The sequence below is a fragment of the Carbonatibacter coralli genome, assembly GCF_039592655.1.
Lineage (GTDB): Bacteria > Pseudomonadota > Alphaproteobacteria > Kiloniellales > Kiloniellaceae > Carbonatibacter > Carbonatibacter coralli.
Map to the genome: position 1 here is coordinate 10,755 of NZ_JBBUTJ010000014.1, position 18,829 is coordinate 29,583.

General features: G+C 51.4%; 10 protein-coding genes, 1 tRNA gene and 1 rRNA gene. 5 read left to right on the top strand and 7 right to left on the bottom strand.

What is annotated here, in order from left to right; translation table 11 throughout:
• The first annotated feature begins 64 nt into the window (after nt 1-64).
• From AAAH10_RS16175 to AAAH10_RS16195, 5 genes are read left to right on the top strand one after another with little or no spacing between them, the layout of a single operon-like run.
• Nucleotides 65-1,516, top strand: a complete 1,452-nt coding sequence (locus AAAH10_RS16175) for a class I SAM-dependent DNA methyltransferase (protein WP_343565475.1) — start codon at nt 65-67, stop codon at nt 1,514-1,516.
• Complete coding sequence (locus AAAH10_RS16180) at nt 1,516-2,424, top strand: GIY-YIG nuclease family protein (RefSeq protein WP_343565476.1); 909 nt, start codon at nt 1,516-1,518, stop codon at nt 2,422-2,424. Before AAAH10_RS16175 ends, AAAH10_RS16180 begins: the two co-directional genes overlap by 1 nt.
• Nucleotides 2,421-4,226, top strand: a complete 1,806-nt coding sequence (locus AAAH10_RS16185) for a restriction endonuclease subunit S (RefSeq protein ID WP_343565478.1) — start codon at nt 2,421-2,423, stop codon at nt 4,224-4,226. Before AAAH10_RS16180 ends, AAAH10_RS16185 begins: the two co-directional genes overlap by 4 nt.
• Nucleotides 4,223-5,824: a restriction system-associated AAA family ATPase gene (locus AAAH10_RS16190; protein WP_343565480.1), complete on the top strand. Its 1,602-nt coding sequence runs from the start codon at nt 4,223-4,225 to the stop codon at nt 5,822-5,824. The genes AAAH10_RS16185 and AAAH10_RS16190 overlap by 4 nt, the downstream gene beginning before the upstream one ends.
• On the top strand, nt 5,824-6,897 hold the full coding sequence (locus AAAH10_RS16195) for a hypothetical protein (protein WP_343565482.1): 1,074 nt from the start codon (nt 5,824-5,826) through the stop codon (nt 6,895-6,897). The genes AAAH10_RS16190 and AAAH10_RS16195 overlap by 1 nt, the downstream gene beginning before the upstream one ends.
• Before the next feature lie 527 nt (nt 6,898-7,424).
• On the opposite strand, the gene AAAH10_RS16200 is transcribed toward AAAH10_RS16195, so the two are convergent.
• The 7 genes from AAAH10_RS16200 to rrf all read right to left on the bottom strand — a co-directional run.
• A complete protein-coding gene (locus AAAH10_RS16200; protein ID WP_343565484.1) occupies nt 7,425-7,652 on the bottom strand; it encodes a DUF7660 family protein in 228 nt (75 codons plus the stop codon).
• A 4-nt stretch (nt 7,653-7,656) separates the two neighbouring features.
• Nucleotides 7,657-13,983 (bottom strand): hemagglutinin repeat-containing protein, encoded by a 6,327-nt coding sequence (locus tag AAAH10_RS16205; protein ID WP_343565486.1) that lies wholly within the window; start codon nt 13,981-13,983, stop codon nt 7,657-7,659.
• A gap of 8 nt (nt 13,984-13,991) precedes the next feature.
• On the bottom strand, nt 13,992-15,707 hold the full coding sequence (locus AAAH10_RS16210) for a ShlB/FhaC/HecB family hemolysin secretion/activation protein (RefSeq protein ID WP_343565488.1): 1,716 nt from the start codon (nt 15,705-15,707) through the stop codon (nt 13,992-13,994).
• A 598-nt stretch (nt 15,708-16,305) separates the two neighbouring features.
• Nucleotides 16,306-16,788 carry a thermonuclease family protein gene (locus AAAH10_RS16215; protein WP_343565490.1) on the bottom strand — a complete coding sequence of 161 codons (483 nt, stop codon included), beginning with the start codon at nt 16,786-16,788 and terminating at the stop codon, nt 16,306-16,308.
• Nucleotides 16,785-18,266: a hypothetical protein gene (locus AAAH10_RS16220; protein WP_343565492.1), complete on the bottom strand. Its 1,482-nt coding sequence runs from the start codon at nt 18,264-18,266 to the stop codon at nt 16,785-16,787. The genes AAAH10_RS16215 and AAAH10_RS16220 overlap by 4 nt, the downstream gene beginning before the upstream one ends.
• Before the next feature lie 311 nt (nt 18,267-18,577).
• Nucleotides 18,578-18,654: transfer RNA gene (locus tag AAAH10_RS16225), tRNA-Met, on the bottom strand.
• A gap of 83 nt (nt 18,655-18,737) precedes the next feature.
• Nucleotides 18,738-18,829: ribosomal RNA gene (gene rrf, locus AAAH10_RS16230) — 5S ribosomal RNA — on the bottom strand; the annotation flags it as partial.

The window sequence follows — 18,829 nt, forward strand, 5'->3', positions numbered from 1 at the left end:
CTGTAGTAGAAAGTTACAAACCTCCGGCGCTAGCTGCTAAGCCCCAAATAAGGCGAGTATCTCAATGACCATCACCCACGATATCGTCCAGAAACTCTGGAAGCTTTGTACCCTCTTGCGCAACGACGGGGTGACATATCACCAGTACGTGACGGAGCTAACCTATATCCTATTCCTCAAGATGATGGAGGAAACGGGAAACGAAGGGCAGCTGCCAGAGGGCTATCGTTGGGGGGATCTGGCCAAGCTGAAGGGCTTGGAGCAGATGGAAGCCTATCGCCATCTGCTGATCCATTTGGGTACGCACGGCTCTTCGCGGGTCCAGGCCATTTTTGCCAACGCGGGCACCATCATCAAGCAGCCCAAAACCCTCACGGATCTGGTAACCGAGATCGACAAGCTCGACTGGTACTCCGCACGTCAGGAAGGCCTGGGGGATCTCTACGAAGGCCTGCTGGAGAAAAACGCCGGTGAAACTAAGTCCGGTGCAGGCCAGTACTTTACCCCGCGTCCTCTCATCGATGTCATCGTAAAGCTCATGAAACCGGAAGCGGGCGAGGTTATCCAGGACCCGGCGGCAGGCACCGGCGGCTTCCTCATTGCGGCAGACCGACACATCAAAGAAACCACGGACGACTTCTTTGACCTCTCTACGGAGCAGGCAGAGTTCCAGCGCAACCAAGCCATCACGGGTATGGAGCTGGTGCAGGACACCCACCGCCTCTGCCTCATGAACCTCATGCTGCATTCCTTGGAAGGCGGCGTGGTCTATGGCGACACCCTCTCCTCTGCCGGGGAGCACCTGCCCAAGGCCAACCTGGTGCTATCCAATCCCCCCTTCGGATCCTCCTCTGGCGGTGGGCTACCAAGCCGCAATGACTTTCTTCACCCGACAGCCAACAAGCAGCTGGCCTTCCTGCAGCACATCTATCGCGGCCTGAAGCGTGACGGTCGCGCTGCTGTAGTCTTGCCGGATAACGTTCTCTTTGAGGACAACACCGGCAAGCTGGTGCGCCAGGAGCTCATGAACAAGTGCAGTCTGCACACCATCCTGCGCCTGCCCACGGGCATCTTCTATGCCCAGGGGGTCAAGACCAACGTGCTCTTCTTCACCCGAGGCCAAGAGGACGAGAACAATACTGATGCAGTTTGGGTCTATGACCTGCGCACCAACGCGCCCAAGTTCGGCAAGCGCACGCCCTTGACCGAGGCCCACTTCGATGACTTCCTCGAAGCTTATGGTGAAGACCCGCACGGTCGCTCCCAACGCCAGGATCAGGGCGAAGCAGGCAAGTGGCGCTGCTTCACCCGCGAGGAGATCGCCAAACGTGGCGACAACCTCGACATCACTTGGCTCAAGGATGAGAGTGCCAGTTCCGCTGAAGACCTGCCTGAGCCAGACGTCATTGCCGCCCAGATCATGAACAACCTGCGTCTGGCCCTGGGTGAGATGGAGGCTCTGTCGGAAATCCTGGAGAGCACAGCTGATCAGGAGAGCACGGAGACGGCAGAATAATGGATGCCAGCACTCTTTCAGATCAGCAGATCGGACGCACCATCCAGCTCTATCTGGTGGATGGCAATCCGGATGGCCTCGTGATCGCCTCTCTCTACGGCTGGACGGGCTCCATCATCGTGGCCCGTAATGCCACCCTGCCACAACTGCTCAAGCGCCCCGAGGCCAAGCGCACAGGCGTTTACCTGCTCTATGGCCCTGATCCGGAAGACGATCTCAAGGGGCGCGCCTACATCGGCGAGGCAGATGCCATCGACGAGCGCCTGCCCCGCTCCGCCGGAGAACGTGGTTTCTGGGAGCTGGCCGCCATCATCACCACCAGCGACGAGAGTCTGACCAAGGCGCACGTGCGCTACCTTGAAGCCGAACTGCTGCGCCTGACCAAGCAGGCTGGGCGCGTGACGCTCGACAACAGTCAGACACCGGACACGGAACGCCGTCACCTGCCTGAGGCCGACAAGGCCAACATGTTTGGCTTTCTCAAGAACATCGAGACCATCCTTCCCGTGGTGGGCTTCGACCTGCTCAAGCCGAGAGCTCGGGCCAAGACACGCGCAAGCAAAAGCCAACCAACCTTTGTCATCGAGCAAAAGAGCGGCGTGACTGCCAGCATGATTGAGGTGGAGGGTGAGTACCTAGTGAAGAAAGGCTCTCTAGCCACCAAGGATGCGGGCTACGCCCACAACAGCTCTTATGGAACCCTGCGCCAAAACTTGATTGAAAAGGGACGCCTCGTTGTCGATGGGGAATTCTATCGTTTCGCAGACGACACCTCTTTCAAGAGTCCCTCAGCCGCAGCAGCCGTGGTGCTGGATCGTAGCTCCAACGGCCGTTACGAATGGAAGCTCAAGGGAACGAAGCGCACCTACGATGACTGGCAAAAAGAGCGGTCGGAGGCTGAGACATGAGCGAAAAGCGCTGGAACATACCCTCTTCCTGGCAATGGGCAAAAGCTGAGAGCTTCGCCAATGTCATCGGTGGAGGAACCCCTAAACAATCAAAGGATCAAAGTAACTATTCGGAGCAAGGTATTCCCTGGCTTACCCCGGCTGATTTGTCAGGGTACAAAGGTGCTCATATAAAAAAGGGGGCAAGGGATCTATCTGAAAAAGGCTTCGCTAGCAGCTCCGCAAAACTACTACCAAAAGGAACAGTGCTATTTTCCTCTCGAGCGCCAATCGGTTACTGTGTCGTTGCGGAGAATGAAGTTTCAACAAACCAAGGCTTTAAAAACTTCGTTCCCCTTGGCTCCATTCAGCCGGAATACCTCAGGTACTACCTTGTAAATTCAAAAGAATATGCTGAAAGCAAAGCCAGCGGAACTACATTTTTAGAATTGTCCGGCGCGAAAGCTAAAGAGCTGAGCTTCCCTGTCGCTCCCCTCCACGAGCAAAAACGGATCGTTGAAAAGATCGATGCCTTGATGGAGCGCTCTGGGCGAACCAAGGAAGCTTTAGAGGCCATCCCGGCACTGCTGGAGCAGTACCGCCAATCCGTCCTCGCCGCCGCCTTTCGAGGCGATCTCACCAAAGACTGGCGCGAGCAAAATCCCGACGTGGAACCTGCCTCCGCCCTACTTGAGCGCATCCGTACCGAACGCCGCCAACGCTGGGAAGAAACAGAACTCGCCAAGTACCGTGCCAAAGGCAAGGAGCCTAAGAACGATAAATGGAAAGCAAAGTACGACACGCGAAAGCAAGCGGTGAGAAGCCACAAAGCCGAAGACCGTTCGGCACAAATGAAACTGGGAGACCTTCCTAACACCTGGGTACGCTGTAAACTAAGGGATGTTATGTCTCTTCAAGCTGGTTACGCTTTTAAAAGCAGCTGGTTTAACCGTGAAGGTGGCACACGCCTATTGCGAGGGGCAAATATATTCCCTGGAAAAACCCGATGGGATGATACGGTCTTCCTCACTGACAAAGAAGCAGAAAACTACTCAGATTTCTCATTGTCAGATGGAGATTTATTGATAGCAATGGATCGCCCCTTCGTCTCAGCAGGCATTAAAGTTTGCAGAGTCCGAAGAGAAGACCTCCCCGCGCTACTGGTACAGCGAGTTGGTCGCTTCTTAACGGAAGGTGATATCAACAGAGATTATCTTGAAGCATTTGTTCTGTCAGGATTATTTAGGGAGTACATCTCAGGTCAGGAGACTGGTGGAGACCTGCCCCACATCAGTGGGAACGACATTGAAGCTTCACCAATACCTCTTCCTCCAACAGGGGAACAAGCAGAGATTGTTCGTGTAGTAAGCAGCGCATTCGAAGCTCTTGAGAGGGTCTGGCAATCTTGTGTATCTGCTCAAGGTCGGTGTGATGAACTCAATCAATCTATCCTCGCCAAAGCCTTTCGTGGAGAGCTGGTGCCACAAGATCCTACCGATGAGCCTGCTTCCATACTGCTAGAGCGCATCCAGGCCGAGTGTGAAGCCGCTTTCAAAAGCAAGCCTACTCGCCAAAAGAAATCGACCACACTGAACGGTAGGCCAAAAAGGAAACCGAAGATGGACAAAAATTCATTTGCCAATCTTATTCAGGAAATGCCATCCCAAACTTTTTCATTTGATGATTTACGGGATGCCGCTAAACAAGATTACGAAAAAATCAAAGATTTTCTGTTCAGTGAGCTCATTGAAACTTCACCAGTTATTGAGCAGTTTTTTGACGAAACATCAAAATCAATGATGCTTCGAAGAGTGGAAAAATGAAGTTATTGAGGGTCCACATCATTTCCGCTCAAACCTGCGGTGGTTTGTTAGACGGTGTCCATAAAACCTTTCGTTACAATGAAGACGATAATGACGGCTTCGATCCGCTGTGTTTTGTTGGTCCAAATGGATCGGGTAAATCACAGTTTCTTCAAATCCTTGCCGAAATTTTTCAAACCATTTCCCATGCTGTGGTTCCAACCGAGGAACGTTCAGATGCCAATTCAGGGTTGTTGTTTGAAATCGAATACCAGATTGGCCAGGATAACAATGCAACCATTGTTAAAGTTTCTCGCAAGAAACCTGCCACAAGATCAAACCATCAAATAAAGATCGAAACCCTTGAAGAAGGGGAGTGGAAAGACGTCGAAAATGTGGGCGCAGCGCAACTACTTCCAGGAAAAATTGTCGGCTACACATCTGGTGACAATGAGACACTAAGCCTACCATTTTTGAATAGCCGAGCAGGTTATGCCAAAGATGTACGAGAAGCCGCCCTTGATATATCAGATGGCGAAAAGAATATCCCCGATACACGACTGATAAATATTGATTACGCCACTCATCTCGAAGTAATGCTGGCAAACCTGCTGACTGGCAGCGTCAATACAGCAGATTACCTGCTGAAGGAAACGCAACTCGACCGACTGCATTCGTTCCGCTGTATCATTCAATTGGCTCATCCAGCTGCGCCGGGAAAGGGGGTCAAGCTCACCCAGGAGCTTGAAAGAGTCATTGAAAAGCTGAAAGCATGTTCGACTTGCTATGACCATGACGACAAGAAAAACACCTACATCCTTGATTACTTCGTAGATGCCGAGACCGAAAAAGGCTTCAAAGCACTCTGGGAAAACCCATTCGACCTTTATTCAGATTTACATAAATTGGCGATGCTGAATGACTTGATTATCAAAGCAGCAGCTCGAAACCGATTTGATAAAGAAATCAAAAGCCGCCAATTCGCATCGAAGCTCCCTGAACCATATCACGACGACAAGGTCTTCCGATTTGAGCATGTCCGCTTCCATCACAAGACCGAGCTCAAGGTTGTTGATTATGTGTCACTTTCTGATGGCGAACATCAACTGGTCCAGATTTTGGGCGTTCTTTCTATGCTTGATCAACCAAATGTTCTTTTCTTGCTCGACGAACCAGAATCCCATTTTAACCCGCAATGGCGAGCAAAATTTACTTCGCAAATCGTGAAGAATAGGCCGAGCGCCAACAACCAGCCGATATCGCAAGAGTGCATTTTAACCACCCACTCGCCCTTTGTTCCATCAGATCGCCCCAAAGAACGGGTCTTCATTTTCAAGAAGACAAATGACGAAGATGATGGTGTCTCAGCGAAGATCGAGATTTCAGAACCAAAGATTCAAACATATGGAGCAACCTTCAATTCAATTCTTCAGCACTGTTTCGGCGTGAATCCTCCGATTTCCAAACTCTCCAATGATGAAATTGATACTCTTAGGGAGAGTGAAGATATTGAAGCGATTAAAGAAGGTATGAAGCGCCTTGGCCAATCGGTACAAAAAGCACTACTCGCCGACCGCTTATTTGAACTTGAAGAACAGATCAATAAAGAAGGTGATTAATGCTGTTTGGATATCCAATCGAAGCCACAGAAGAAAACTGGGTACACGATAGCCTAATCGCTATTATTCGGAACCTTCACCAGTGTGCTGACGATGGAAACAACTGTACTTGGCCCGATATTATTCCTGATGATTTCAAAGATAATTACGCTCGTCGTCGTAAAGGGCTTTTCCCCAAATTGGAAGCTTATTTAGAAGCCCTGAATACCCTCACGGTGAACGAAAAGGCAGAAGTTTTAGAATGCGTCGATACACAGAATAATATTCCTGGATTGTTACGCGGGGAATGCGCCTGCAACTTGCTTGAGGATTTGCCTGAAAACATTAGATCTCCATTGCAGACCATTTTTGAATATGGCTTCGACATGTTGGCCCAAAAACAAATTCGAGACCGCTCTTATAAAAAAATCTTTGACCAGCGTAGAGAAGGTGGAGGCCGTCTGGAGTTAGTCTGCCCCTTCTGCGGCGATGAGACCTTCGCAGCCCCTGGTCCTCAAAGCATCAGAGAAGATTTAGATCACTATCTCCCAATAAGTAAATATCCGTTCGCAGGTGCCAATCTCAGGAACTTGGTTCCAATGGGCCACACCTGTAACTCCAAATTAAAACTCCAAGCGGATCCTATCTTAGTGGATGGAAATACTCGCAAAGCATATGACCCCTATTCTCACGAAGGCACGAAAATCTCATTAAAAAGTAGTCGCCCGTGTGAAGGTGAAAGAGGGCTTCCTGCTTGGGAAGTTGAATTTGATCCCGATGGTGAAGAAGCTGAAACTTGGGATGCAATCTTCAAGATTCGAGAGCGCTGCAAAGCCAACATACTCAATCCATCATATGGTAACTGGATGGAAGAGTTTGCCACTTTTTACCAAATAGCGTTACCTAATAATAGCGATGCTCCTGCTGATATCATTTTGGGTCTTCAGAAATACTTAGAACTTCTTCCTAATAAAATTTCGAACCAAAACTTTTTGCGAAGAGCAACATTCGAGATGCTTGCTGAGAAATGCCAGAATCAAGATGTAAGGACGATTAGACACGTTCAGAACTTGATAGAAAACGCGAGCAGTTAAAGCAGGAACCATGATCATCTCTACACCAACGGGCCAGAGTTCGCATGCACCTATCTCTCCCAAAGATTTCGCAAGAAACTTCATAATCGACGATATCTAAAAAAATCCTGGAAATAGAACGCTGCTCTGTGTCCGCAAGGTCGCTTAATCCTCACGGTCGAGAATACTAGACTTACGGCTTTATGTTGATATAGAAGCTATCCATGAGAAACAAAGAACGCAGAACATTTACGGAGGAATTCAAACAGGATGCTCTCACCCCTCGAGTTCGAAAGACGAAAAATCTGATCTAATCAGGTGTCTACAACTCCAGGGGCAATTCACCTCGCACCATTTGCCAGCTCCAGTGCTTTGTACCCTGAAAGCTCCTGAGCAATAGAGCTGTGTTCCAGAACAGCAAACCTTGCCTCAAAGCTTAAGTCCTCAAGTGCCTCATCCAATTGCTCTGTTATCCTGATTCTCGGGAAGAGCAACCGGTAGCCCCACCAATCGACCAATACTACCGGCAAAAGAGTTGGAAAGGTGAACTATTCGTAAACGGCTGATGCTTGCAAAAGCTTATACAAATCCGACCAAGTGATATGGGCATCACTTGGATTTTCGAACCAGTTATTATTGCCTTCGACATCTTTAAGCCAAGCCTGCATGGCTTCAATAAATCTGCGCGTATCAACATTTTCTGCTGGGAACGACTTGTCATCCAAAAGCGTTGAGAGTGCTTCTGCAAATTCTGAACTCGTGCGTATCTCCGTCATCTGCTTATCGCCCTCTCACTAATATGTCCTGCCCACCATTTGGCGTTGTGAACTTGAAAGTATCACGTGTGATTTCAGCAGTGGTAGCCGGTTGTGTTGGAACATCAATACCAGCTTTCTGATATGCGTACAGGCGCCTGTTGTCTAACGAATACAGCTGCCCGTTAACTTCAAAAGTTCGAATGGGCGGCAAAGAAGATGGATCAACTGTTCCATTTCTCAAACCGGTCACAAGATCATCGACTGAACGTCCATCGCTAAAATTGCCACTTATACTGCTCTGTGTGAAGCGAACCAAACCCGAATCCACGCTACCAGATATACTGGTCACCTCAGCGTTATCCTGCAAGAAACGCTTCCAGTCAGGTTGTCCATTTGCTGTCTTTTGGATTGGAATTGAAGAGCCATCCGGCCCTTTTACCCAACCCGCAACGTTGTCCGGGACGTCAGCACCGGTCCCTCTACTTGTAGTATCAACGCCTTCCCATGAGGATATTCTATTTGTAGCACCACCACCATTCCCCTTCAACACTCCAGCTTGCCTGAAGCTTTTTGAAGTGATTTTGGGACTTCCTCCAATGACGCCAGCAGCAACCAGAATAGTCTGACCCGCCAGTTTCAGGTCATCCACTTCTTTTGTGCTTAAAGCATTTTCCTGAGCTATTTCATTGATGAAGCTATCAAGATATTCCTGACCATGCGTAACAGCATCCTCAAGAGCCTGATTGATTCTCTCTTGCCGGGCAACAGCTTCATCGCCACCAACATGATAGGCAAAAGCAACCTGAGCGACGCTATACAGTTCCCCAACGGCTATCAAAGCTTTAGATGTTAGCGCAACAGCATCCGGATAATCCTGCTGAAGTTTCCTCAACCCCTCAGCAAGAGGAGCTGCACTGCTCAGTACTGACGCAAAAACTTCACCGCGATCATAATCCGTTTCCGTAATTGCTGTAATGTAATCATTACCACCAGGACTCGTTGGCGGTAGATACTCAATGACTGCTCTGGTCGCATACTGAGGATCACCGTTCTCGTTGTTCTCGATCCGTACTGTTTCAACAGAAACTCGACCCGGTGCTGTCAGAACAAGTTCACCATCCTTAAAGACAGGAGTTACTCCATTCAGAATAAGCATCTTTGTCTCAAAGGGTATCTCAAGACCTTTTGCAGCGTAATAGGCCTCAACATCGGATAAATTCGCATTGACCAAAAGGGCAGAAGCCATTTCAGGGTCCTGAATTAACTGCGCAGCCTCTTCAGTGCTCAAACCATTTCGGATTGCCTCTCTTCTGATATCATTCAGTTGTTCTGCCTGTGCTGCCAGACCTTCTCCAACTTCGACATCTTCAGATGTCAAAGCGCTCAGTTCATTCAAAATTGTCTCTACGCCATCAACAACGCCACCAATTGCCTTCGGATCAATGTAGACCTTGACTTTGGTCTGCTTTTCCCTGGTGATCTCCTGCGCTTTTTCCAGAACGGAGTTCAGGCCCTCAAGGCCCTGATCGGGGTTGGCGCGGATGGTGATCGTCGCGGAACCATTTGGCGCAGCGACAGTGGCGCGCGTGATCTGCTCGCGTTCACGGCTTTCGTAGCTGCCATCAACAGTGGGCAGGGCCGCCAGTTGATCCGTCAGGGAAGGTTCACTGTTGCTCTGTTGCCCCTCGCTCAGGGTTACAGAACCGGAAAGAGTACCACTGATGTTTTCGTAAGCGTCATGGTCCTGAATGTCACTGTAGTCGAAGCTTTCGGTGTCAATCGACACATCGCCTTCGGTCGAGGCAATCACAGCCCCGTCCAGTTGGGTGTGACCACCTGTATTGACATCGACATCCCCCTTTGCGATCAAACCCGACTGTTCGCTCACCCAGGCCTTTGAGCCCTCCTCACGCCCTGCAGAGATCGAACCGTTCAGGCCCAGACCGCCCGCACCGGGGCTCGGGTTGTCGCCATGGTTTTGGGAACCACCGGAAATTCCAGTGGTCAGGCCAATGGAACCACCCCTGCTGTTGCCATCAATAAGGCTCGTGTCCTGCACAGAAGCAACAGTCAAATCACCTCCGGTGTTGGTCGTAATCCCTCCCTGGGCCTCGACCAGCGCGCCTTCAAGTGTGGTGTCATCACCCGAGTTCAGCACCGTATCCCCGCCAGAGGTGATCCGGCTGTTGCTGTGGCTCAAGCTGTCAACAGAACGCTCCGCATTGTGTGCCGCCAGTGTGGCAGTGGCAGAGACAGACGGCCCCTGAGGCCCGATCCCGGCTGTGACACCAACAGAAGCCGACTTGCTGCTGCTCTCATGATCAAGGTTGTAGGTGTTTTGCGCAGACTTCAGCTCCAGATCATCACCGGCATCCAACGTGACATCGTTGCCCGCCGCAATTTGCACCCCTTCGCCAGTGATATCCTCCCCGGCTGTAACCGTAACGTTCTGCCCTGCGGAAACAGAGGCCACACGGGCTGTCGAGCTGGATTCAGAAGTCCTCTCCTCAGAGGAGGAAACCCCCAGTGTTGCAGAGGCCGAGACCGGTGTTTCAATGGCTGTCATCACAGCAGAAACCGAGCGCAAGACTTCTGACGCTGCAGTCAGCCCTTTGGCTCCTGCAGAGCCTTCGCCCGCTGTGGCAGACTTGGGTAGTTTGGCAACGGACTCAATCGCATTTGTCACATTCTGTTGCAGAGACAGCGTGATACCGACCTGCTTGATCTTGTGCTCTTCCTGCCGGTTATAGAGGTCCTGCGAGGCGCGCAGGTCTACGGACTCTGCAGCAGTGATCGTGACATCGCGCCCGGCCTGCAGGTTCGCAGACTCAACCACAACATTCTCACGCGCGTTCAGAGTGATATCCTGCCCCGCTCCCAGTGCAGAGGTCACCTGCGTGATGCTTTCTTCTGTCTTTGTGTGCTTTTCCTTGCGGTATCCGGCAGAAACAGAGACGCCGTTCACACCGAAAGAACCATCCGCAAAGAAACCGGATTTCTTGCGTTTGGAGTAATCAAAATCGTAGTTTTCTGCTGTATCAAGCGTGATGTTGTCCGCCGTCACAGACAGATCACTCCCGGCATTGAGGCCGGAGGCTGTAACCCTTGCATCCTCACCGGCTTCAATCACCAGAGTGTTGCCTGCCCCGACAGCAGAGCCTTGCTGGGTAATCTCCAGTCCACGCCCTTCGCGTGAAGCCGAACCGCCAAAGGTCTTTTTCTTCGACTTAAAGTCATAAGCCTTACGATCCGCTGCAGCAGTGATGGTGACATCCTCTGTTGCGCGCAAGCTCAGATCACCGCCTGCTGCCACGGCAGAGCCCTTGATGCTCAGATCTTCCCCGGCCGTGATCACCAGATTGCCATCGGTCAGAACCGTCGAACCGACATAATTTGTACTGTCGATATTCGTATAGCCGTGCGAATAGCTGAAATGCTTTTTATCACGCAGTTCGATGGTAGTGACATCAACTGTCCTCCCCGCGCTCAGAGCGGCATCACCTGTTGCGGCCAGATCCGCACCACGGATCACAATGTCATTTCCAGCCACGACATCCAGTGTGCCGCCCGCAAGGATTTCACCGCGCGCATTGCGAACGGTCTGGATATCCGTTCCCTCTGTCCGCAGTTCGTAGCTTGCTGTTTCGTTGATAACATCGCCATTGGTCGCCACCAGACGCACATTGCGCCCGGCCGAAATGGTCCCGCTGCTGTTGCGCAGGTTTTCTGTTGCCTCAAGATTCAGATCGTTGGCCGCGCTCAGCACGCCACTGTTGCCCAGGAACTGCCCCGCGTTCAGGTTCAAATCTGCCCCCGCTGCGATGGCTCCACCTCTGGGCAGGAGCTTGCTGCGGCTGTTCTGTGCGAGATAGAGGCGCGGGACCAGAACCTCCTGCCCGTCGACAGTCTCTGTCACATACCAGACGATATCGCTGGTCAGCGCCGCAAGCTGTTCCTCACTCAGCGAAACACCGACAGCCAGCTGCAGAGCACCCGCCTGCGCCACACCATTGTCCAGCAAGGCTTTCATCTGGGCGATGTCATCACGGACCGCCGGGTTAAGCCAGCGTGCTCCCGTTTGACGGATGATGGCATCACGCACCAGACGGGTGTCCACAAAGGCATCACCCAAACGACGCGGCAGGGCTTCGTACTGCGCATCCCCCGGTGTCAGGCCATTGGCGTTCAGGAAGTAGTCCGAGCCATAGAAGGTCCCGAGGTCCGTGAATTCAAACCGCGATTCAATCAGGGGGCCCGGTGCTGTCGGATCAGGGTTGCTCACCAGCAAAGGTCCCGGATCGCTCAGGTCTGTGATATCCAGCAGTGGGACATCACCATCCGGCGTCGAGGTCACATCCCCCACTTCATTGATATAGTTCTTGCGTTTGATGTTCAGGCTGTCTGCTGTTTCCACAATCGTGGTGTTGTCAATCTGCCCCGCAATATCTCCCGTGATATTTCCACCAGCCATAATCGTGGCATTGACAGCGGCAAATTCATTGCGCTCCAGCAACGCAGAACCAGGGCCACCCTCAATCCACCGACAGACGCCACCATAACAGCGCGTGTGCCCGCCATAACTGCTGTAGACATAGTAATCCCTTGTCAGCTTGGTGCCTGTGTTATTGAGGCTTGTGCCTGTGATCACGATGTCGTTCAGGGCCGAAATATCACTGTGCGAATTTTGCAGGTTCGTTGCTTCAATCGTCAGATCACGACCCGAGGAAATCAGGGCTGCATCGGAATCCTGATCCACGACACTTTCAACAACCCAGTCAGTGATCGTTCCAAAACCGCTGTAATAGGCCGTAAAGTTGTCGCGCTCCCAGTGAGGAACAACCGCGATATCCCGGCCGGAAAAATAAGCACAGCCTTCCGGTGAAATCCCTGCCCCCGGTACGGAATTACAGCCCGGATGCGACTGATTACTGAAGGCATGATTTTCCCGATAGATCTCGTTCGTCGATGTTGTGAAAAGCTTCTTCCGATTGGTCAGATTTTCGGTGCGGACTGTAATATCACCCCGGGCCGTTTCAATCGTTCCGGACTGGTTGATGACAGACTGGCTTTTGCCGCCGGCTGCGCCTTGCAGAACAATATTGTCAACAGCCAGCAGAATCCCTTCATCATTGTTGAGGTTCTCTGCATTGAGCGTGATATCCCCACCACTGGACACAAGCCCCTTGCGGTTGTGGAAAGTATCGGAAACCGTTGTACTGAGCGCACCGGCCTGTGTGGTCTTGCCATCCGCAGCCAGACCGGCCACCAGCGCTGCATTGTCCTCCAGCGTGACATTCTGTGCATTGAGCGTAACGCTGTTTTGAGCCCCGGATGTGGTCCCCGTGCTGAAAGTCACCGTTCCGTTTCCTGCTTCGGCTGAAAGCGTTGTACCTCCGTAGGCATTGCCGTTCACCTGAACGTCACCGTTTGTCGAACGGAGAGTCAGCTGGTTGCTCGCTGTGACCTTGCCCACACTCAGGGTTCCATCTGCGTTCAGGCTCAGATCACCACCTGTTGCGGCCATATCGCCCGCCAGCCGGACACCCACACCAGCCTCGGTTCCCACCAGGGTAATACGGTTGGCATACATGCCGCCCAGAGCTGTGGAATCGAGCGCAAAGGCCGGAGCTGTCGAACCGTCATCCGCCTTTGCAGAGGCCGAGCGGGTGACATAGTCGTAATCATTGCGACCGGTCGTGATCGTCAGTTCCCGCGCATTGATGGCCGCATTGATCTCGGCAGAACGACTGACAATGTCAAAGTAGTCAAGCGCACTGGCATCAAGCCCGCTTCCTCCGATGACAACATCCCCGCCCTCAACAGAAAGCGATTGCAGGGCACCGCCCGGCGCCAAAGTGGGCGTTCCGGTTGTCAGAGTGCTGCGTGGCGTGTTGATAAAACCGCAACCGTTACAGGTAATCCCGTTCGGGTTGGCCAAAATGTATTCGGCAGAGCGCCCGAAGATCTCCGTATGCCCCTCCAGCAGGGAACGGTTCGTGCTGGTCACCTCGTTCAGAATAATGCTTGCACCGGATGTGCCAACCAGATTGGGATTGCTGTTCAGCGCTCCACCGAGCTGGGACACACCCACCGTGGTGCTGTTGTTCAGAATCACGCCCTGACTGGTGACATTGAAATCCAGATACTTGTTGTGAGACAGCCCTGCTCCGTTGGGCCGGACAATATTGACAAGCGGCACACCGTTGGGCGCAGTACCCAGATCAGGCTGGTTGCTCGCAGCTGCACCTCCATCAACGGTGATCCCCTGGGCAAAGGCAGAGAAAACCGGACTGATCGTCATGTTAAAGACCAGAACCAGAGCTATGCTGTTCTTGAGGACGTTTTTCATGCGATCACCTAGAAGTTGATTTTGAGGTCCAGATAGACCTCATTGCTTTGTGTTTCGATAAAGGAAGGAGCGCTGAGCGGGCGTGCAAAAACCAGTGAACCACTCGCAAAGCCACTGTTCAGGCGGATCCCTGCAGCAATACCCTGTAGCGTTCCCCGCTCGAAGGCATCATCATTGTCCGAACGGATTTTGCCGATGTCATAGGCGGCAAAGAGGCTAGGTCGTCCCAGCAAATGATCCAGCTCCGCAATCCCTGTCTGTGGCACCTGCCAGATCAGTTCATTGCGCAAATACCCGCCCACATCACCGGACAAAGAGCTTTCCTTGAACCCGCGAACCGTCGACTGCCCTCCGATTGAAATGCGCTCGGTGCTGTAGAGGCTATCCGGGCTCCACTGGGTTACCAGATTGCTGCTCCAGCTGAAATTCTCATCAAGAATACTGAAAGGGCGATAGTAATTGAGGGAAGCTTCAAACTTGTCGAACTGTGCGCGCGGTCCTTCACCGATACCGGGAGCATCCTTCAGCGCACCGAAAAGCCTGAGCCCTCTGTTGTAATCAAGACTTCCCGAAAGAACACCGTCATAAAACCTGCGACTGTGAGAAAAGCGACTGCCGAAAATGCTCAGCTCACGGCTTGAGGTCTCCAGAAGGGCATCATCAATAAAATTTCGATTTTTCTTGTTGCGCAGATAAACAGCAACAGAAGATTTGCTTTCGGCATCCCTGTGTACCACCCGTTCAATTTCAGCCTTGTAACTTCTGCTGGTACCGCTGGAACTGAAGGTTTGAACAGAGCCCTCAATCTCGCTTTCATATTCAAAGTAATCACCGGAAAAGGACAGGGTCCAGTAGCCATAGGGAACAGAAAGGAAACCGGAAAAGCTGCGACTGCCCCGCCCCGGGCCAGCATGAAGGGATTTGCTGTAATCAAGGCTCCAGAAATCATTCACACCAAAGAGATTGTCCAGTTGTCCGCTGAACTTGATCTGCTGTTCCCCCGTGCTCTCACTGCCTGAATTGCTGATGCCTGGTGCAAGCCTGAAAGGTTTTGAAGGATTGTTTTCAATCCGGACGACCGTTTCACCAACCTTTTCTCCAGGCACCAAATTCAGTTTGGCATTGTTGGAAGGAAGGCGGTTCATTTGATCCAGTCCCTGCTCCAGATCGCGGATATTCAGTTTTTCTCCTTCCAGCCCCGGAAAGGCGGTTAGAAACTCGAAACGATTGTCCCACTCCTCACCGCTTTCGAAGCGGTTGATTGTCCCGTCAATGATTTCAATACGGAGAAGACCATCAGAGGTATCCTGGGCAGGAATATAGGCCCGGGTGGTCACATAGCCAGCCTCGACAAAAAGATTGGTCACCTTTTTGAGCAGATTGTTGAGATCTGTAATGTTCAGGCACCGCCCCTCAAAAGCAGTGACCACATCCCGGACCTCATCAGCGAGGGTTTCTCCCCCCTCGATCTCGATTTCCCTGATGTTCGTACAGCTCTGCTCGCCGGCATCCGGGGTGACCTCAAGCGGTTTGATGTCCAAACCGCCTGGCGTTTCCTGCCGCCTTTGCTGCTCAAGCTGCCTGATTCTGTTTTCATTTTGCTGTTGAATCTGTCGTTGCTGCTGCTGGATCAATTCCAAATCCGAAGGCGTTGCAGCAAAGGCACCTGTACCCACGGCAGCCACAACACAGACAACCCAACCAATATAAAGAATCCACCGCAAAACGAATAACCCAAATAACAACCAAGAGGCGCTCTTCTAGGTCTGTGTCATTCTTGTGGCAATGGTTCAAAAAAACTATCGTTTCGATTTTTATTTAATTTATAGCTATTATTCTATTTTAGACAGACACAAAGCATTCGAAAACAGATGAACCATATCCCACTTTGCCAAATAGCTACAGGCAGGACTGTTCGTTAAAAAAATTACACGGCAATTTCAAAATGAATATATTTTCAACTGATATATGAATTGTTTGAACCAGAATTTCCCATTTAAAATATTATTTCCAACGGCGTCATTGATTGCTCAACAAAGGATCATCTGCTCCTCCTCCACTCCCAGGGGAATTCAAACAATGGAACATTTCAATGGTGGCAGGTCACAACAGTCTTGCCCCGTCCAGCTGTTCCAGCTTACGCTATGCTCCAGCCGCCACAGCTGGACGGTTTATAGTGTCAAAATCTAACTTAAAGGTTGGATCACCAGATGGGGGCTGGTCAACCTTGACGTCCTCCCTTAAAACTGGTCCGCGACAAAAGTTACGGTTCCGGAAAAAACTGACTTTTCGAGAGAGCTAACCACATAGAGCTTGTCATGATCATCGCGCTCTCCTCCAAACCCAGGGGAACTCAAACTGGCCAGCCCATAAACCACGCTTAGCCAGACGAGCATCATCCTGATCGGCCAGATACCACTGATCACCCCGGGGCCAGACAACAGCATGACCGGATCGCACCATCCAGCTCCCCAAATAGAGATCACCAATCACACACCTGGCAAGTGTCCTTTGATACCTGTCCTGGCCAAAGGTCTTGCAGGCGACCTGGTGATCAACGGTCGACAAAACCAGATCGAGATATTCAGTCGCCTTGCGACCGCAAGGCCGTTCAATCCCGACAGGAGACAAGCAGGTCTGCTTGCTCTCCGGAGCATCAAAGCCCATCAGCCGCAAACGCTCTCCGGACACAATGATCGTGTCACCATCAACAACACGGGCTTTTCCGATCAGAGACTTTGCACTCGCTGGCAAACAAAGCAAAAAGCTCAAGGCAAACAAAAGCGGTACCGTCTTTCTGATCATGACAAATCACTTCCCCGTGGTTTCCCGGCATAGCGAATGTCACTGACGATCAGTCCCACGGTTTCAAGGATCTGCAGCCATGCCTGATGGTCTCGTAGCGCATGATCAAAAATGAATTTCTGCTGGGAGCTGAGGTAGAGAACTCCTTCCTTGCATCCCGCAAAAACAAGACCTCTCAAGAAGTTTGCATGCAGGTCCGGCTCTTCTTCAGCGACCAGGGCAACGGCTTTTTTCCACTGTGCCTTGCCCTCATCGAGCAAGCGTTTCTGTTCTGCAGCTACAGACTCCCTCTCCCGGGCAATCCCGGCCAGCTGTTCGCGCTCCTCTTCAGCAACTTCAGCCGCTTGTTCTTTTGCTTCAACCTTCAAGACACGCTCAAGATTCTCGGTGAGATCCAAAGCGCCCTGATCTCTGGAACACATAAAACCAAACCAGTTGTCAGGCTTCAGAATACTATCATCAGCCTGGGCCAGAACAGCAATCAAGCAGGCTTTCCAGCCATGCTTGCGCAACCCCCAGATCAACGTTTCCCGGGGGTTTCTCTTTGGAGCAAAATGGGTATCCACATAGGCGGCCGTGGCGCATAAAATCGCATCCACATCACCGCTCTCAATGGAATGATCATCGATGAGTTGGCCAAAGCTTTCATCGATCACACGCAAGGCCTTGAGCTGCTCAACGGCGGTTCTGTACCGCTGTGAGCCAGGCTGCCCACAGCCGCGCCAAAAAGCTCTTACCTTTGGTAAGCCCATATCGGCCTCTGTGCCATCATCAGTGAGACAATCAGGAGCTTCATCGCCCTGCAGGTCATGATTGCTTGCCGCGATCAGCGGCTCCTTTTCCTCTTCACCCTGTACAGAAACATCTTCTGTTAGGTTATGACTGTTAGGGGGAATCTCATTTCCCCCCTCCCGGAATCTGTATTCCTCCTCCGAACTGGTCCATGACGTACCCTGTCTTTGATCTTCGAAACGGTCTCTTGATTCATTGAAAAGCGCTTCGCTCTTTTCGAGGAGTTCGGGGAGACGACACAGAAACGGCCGCAGATCCAGTGCCCCTTTTTCGACAGGACGATTGCGCTTGTCATAATGGCGCAACAACAATCCTTTTCTCTCAAGAGAAGCCTTCAGGCCACGCAAGGCCCGATCACCGATCCGCAAAATCCGGCACAGCAACCAGTTGCCCATCCAGACATAACAATCTCCGGATTTCAGTTGATCGACGTTCAACCTGCACAAAAGTACAGACAGCAAAGTCCGCTCACTGAGCTTGAGATCCGTTAATCCATAGTCTATGGCCCGGTGAATGCGCTGAAAGCTGATTTCTTCCGATGGCCGGAAGTCGAGAGAGAGCTTTTTAACCTCTGCATAGGTGAACACATTCGCGTTAAGAGAGTCCTCGCAAACCCTCTTTGCAACCCCAAATGGTTTCGAGGTCATACCGTTAAGGTCTTGGTAATAAACCGATTCTTCTATCACTCTATATTCGGAAACATCTCCCTGACAGGGTGCAAAAAGTCGTTACGCCTCTAGGCGTTTTTTGCTTTACACCGATGTCAGATGAGGTAAAATCAGAGCCATAAAAAGCCATAAGCAAGCTTTTATAGGTGATATCACCTCTAGCAGAACCTCATGATTGCCGTCATGAGGTTTTTTGCTATCTAAACCCTTGGAAATGCAAGAAATCCGCCTCCTCTGTTAGAGGCAGTTGTCCACCCTGTACCAATTTGCACCTTGACGGAGAATCCTGTTTCGATATATCAAGATTCCAAGAGTCACTGGTTACGCTATGGTTGCGGGGGCAGGATTTGAACCTGCGACCTTCAGGTTATGAGCCTGACGAGCTACCGGGCTGCTCCACCCCGCGTTGAGGTGATGTGTTGTTTGTACAAATAAAAAGAGGGCCTTTTTTTGAGGCCCTTTTTTGTTGTGTGTTCCTGTGATTGAAAGACCTGGCGACGACCGACTCTCCCACGCCTTAAGACGCAGTACCATGGGCGCTGAAGGATTTCACGGCCGAGTTCGGGATGGGATCGGGTGTT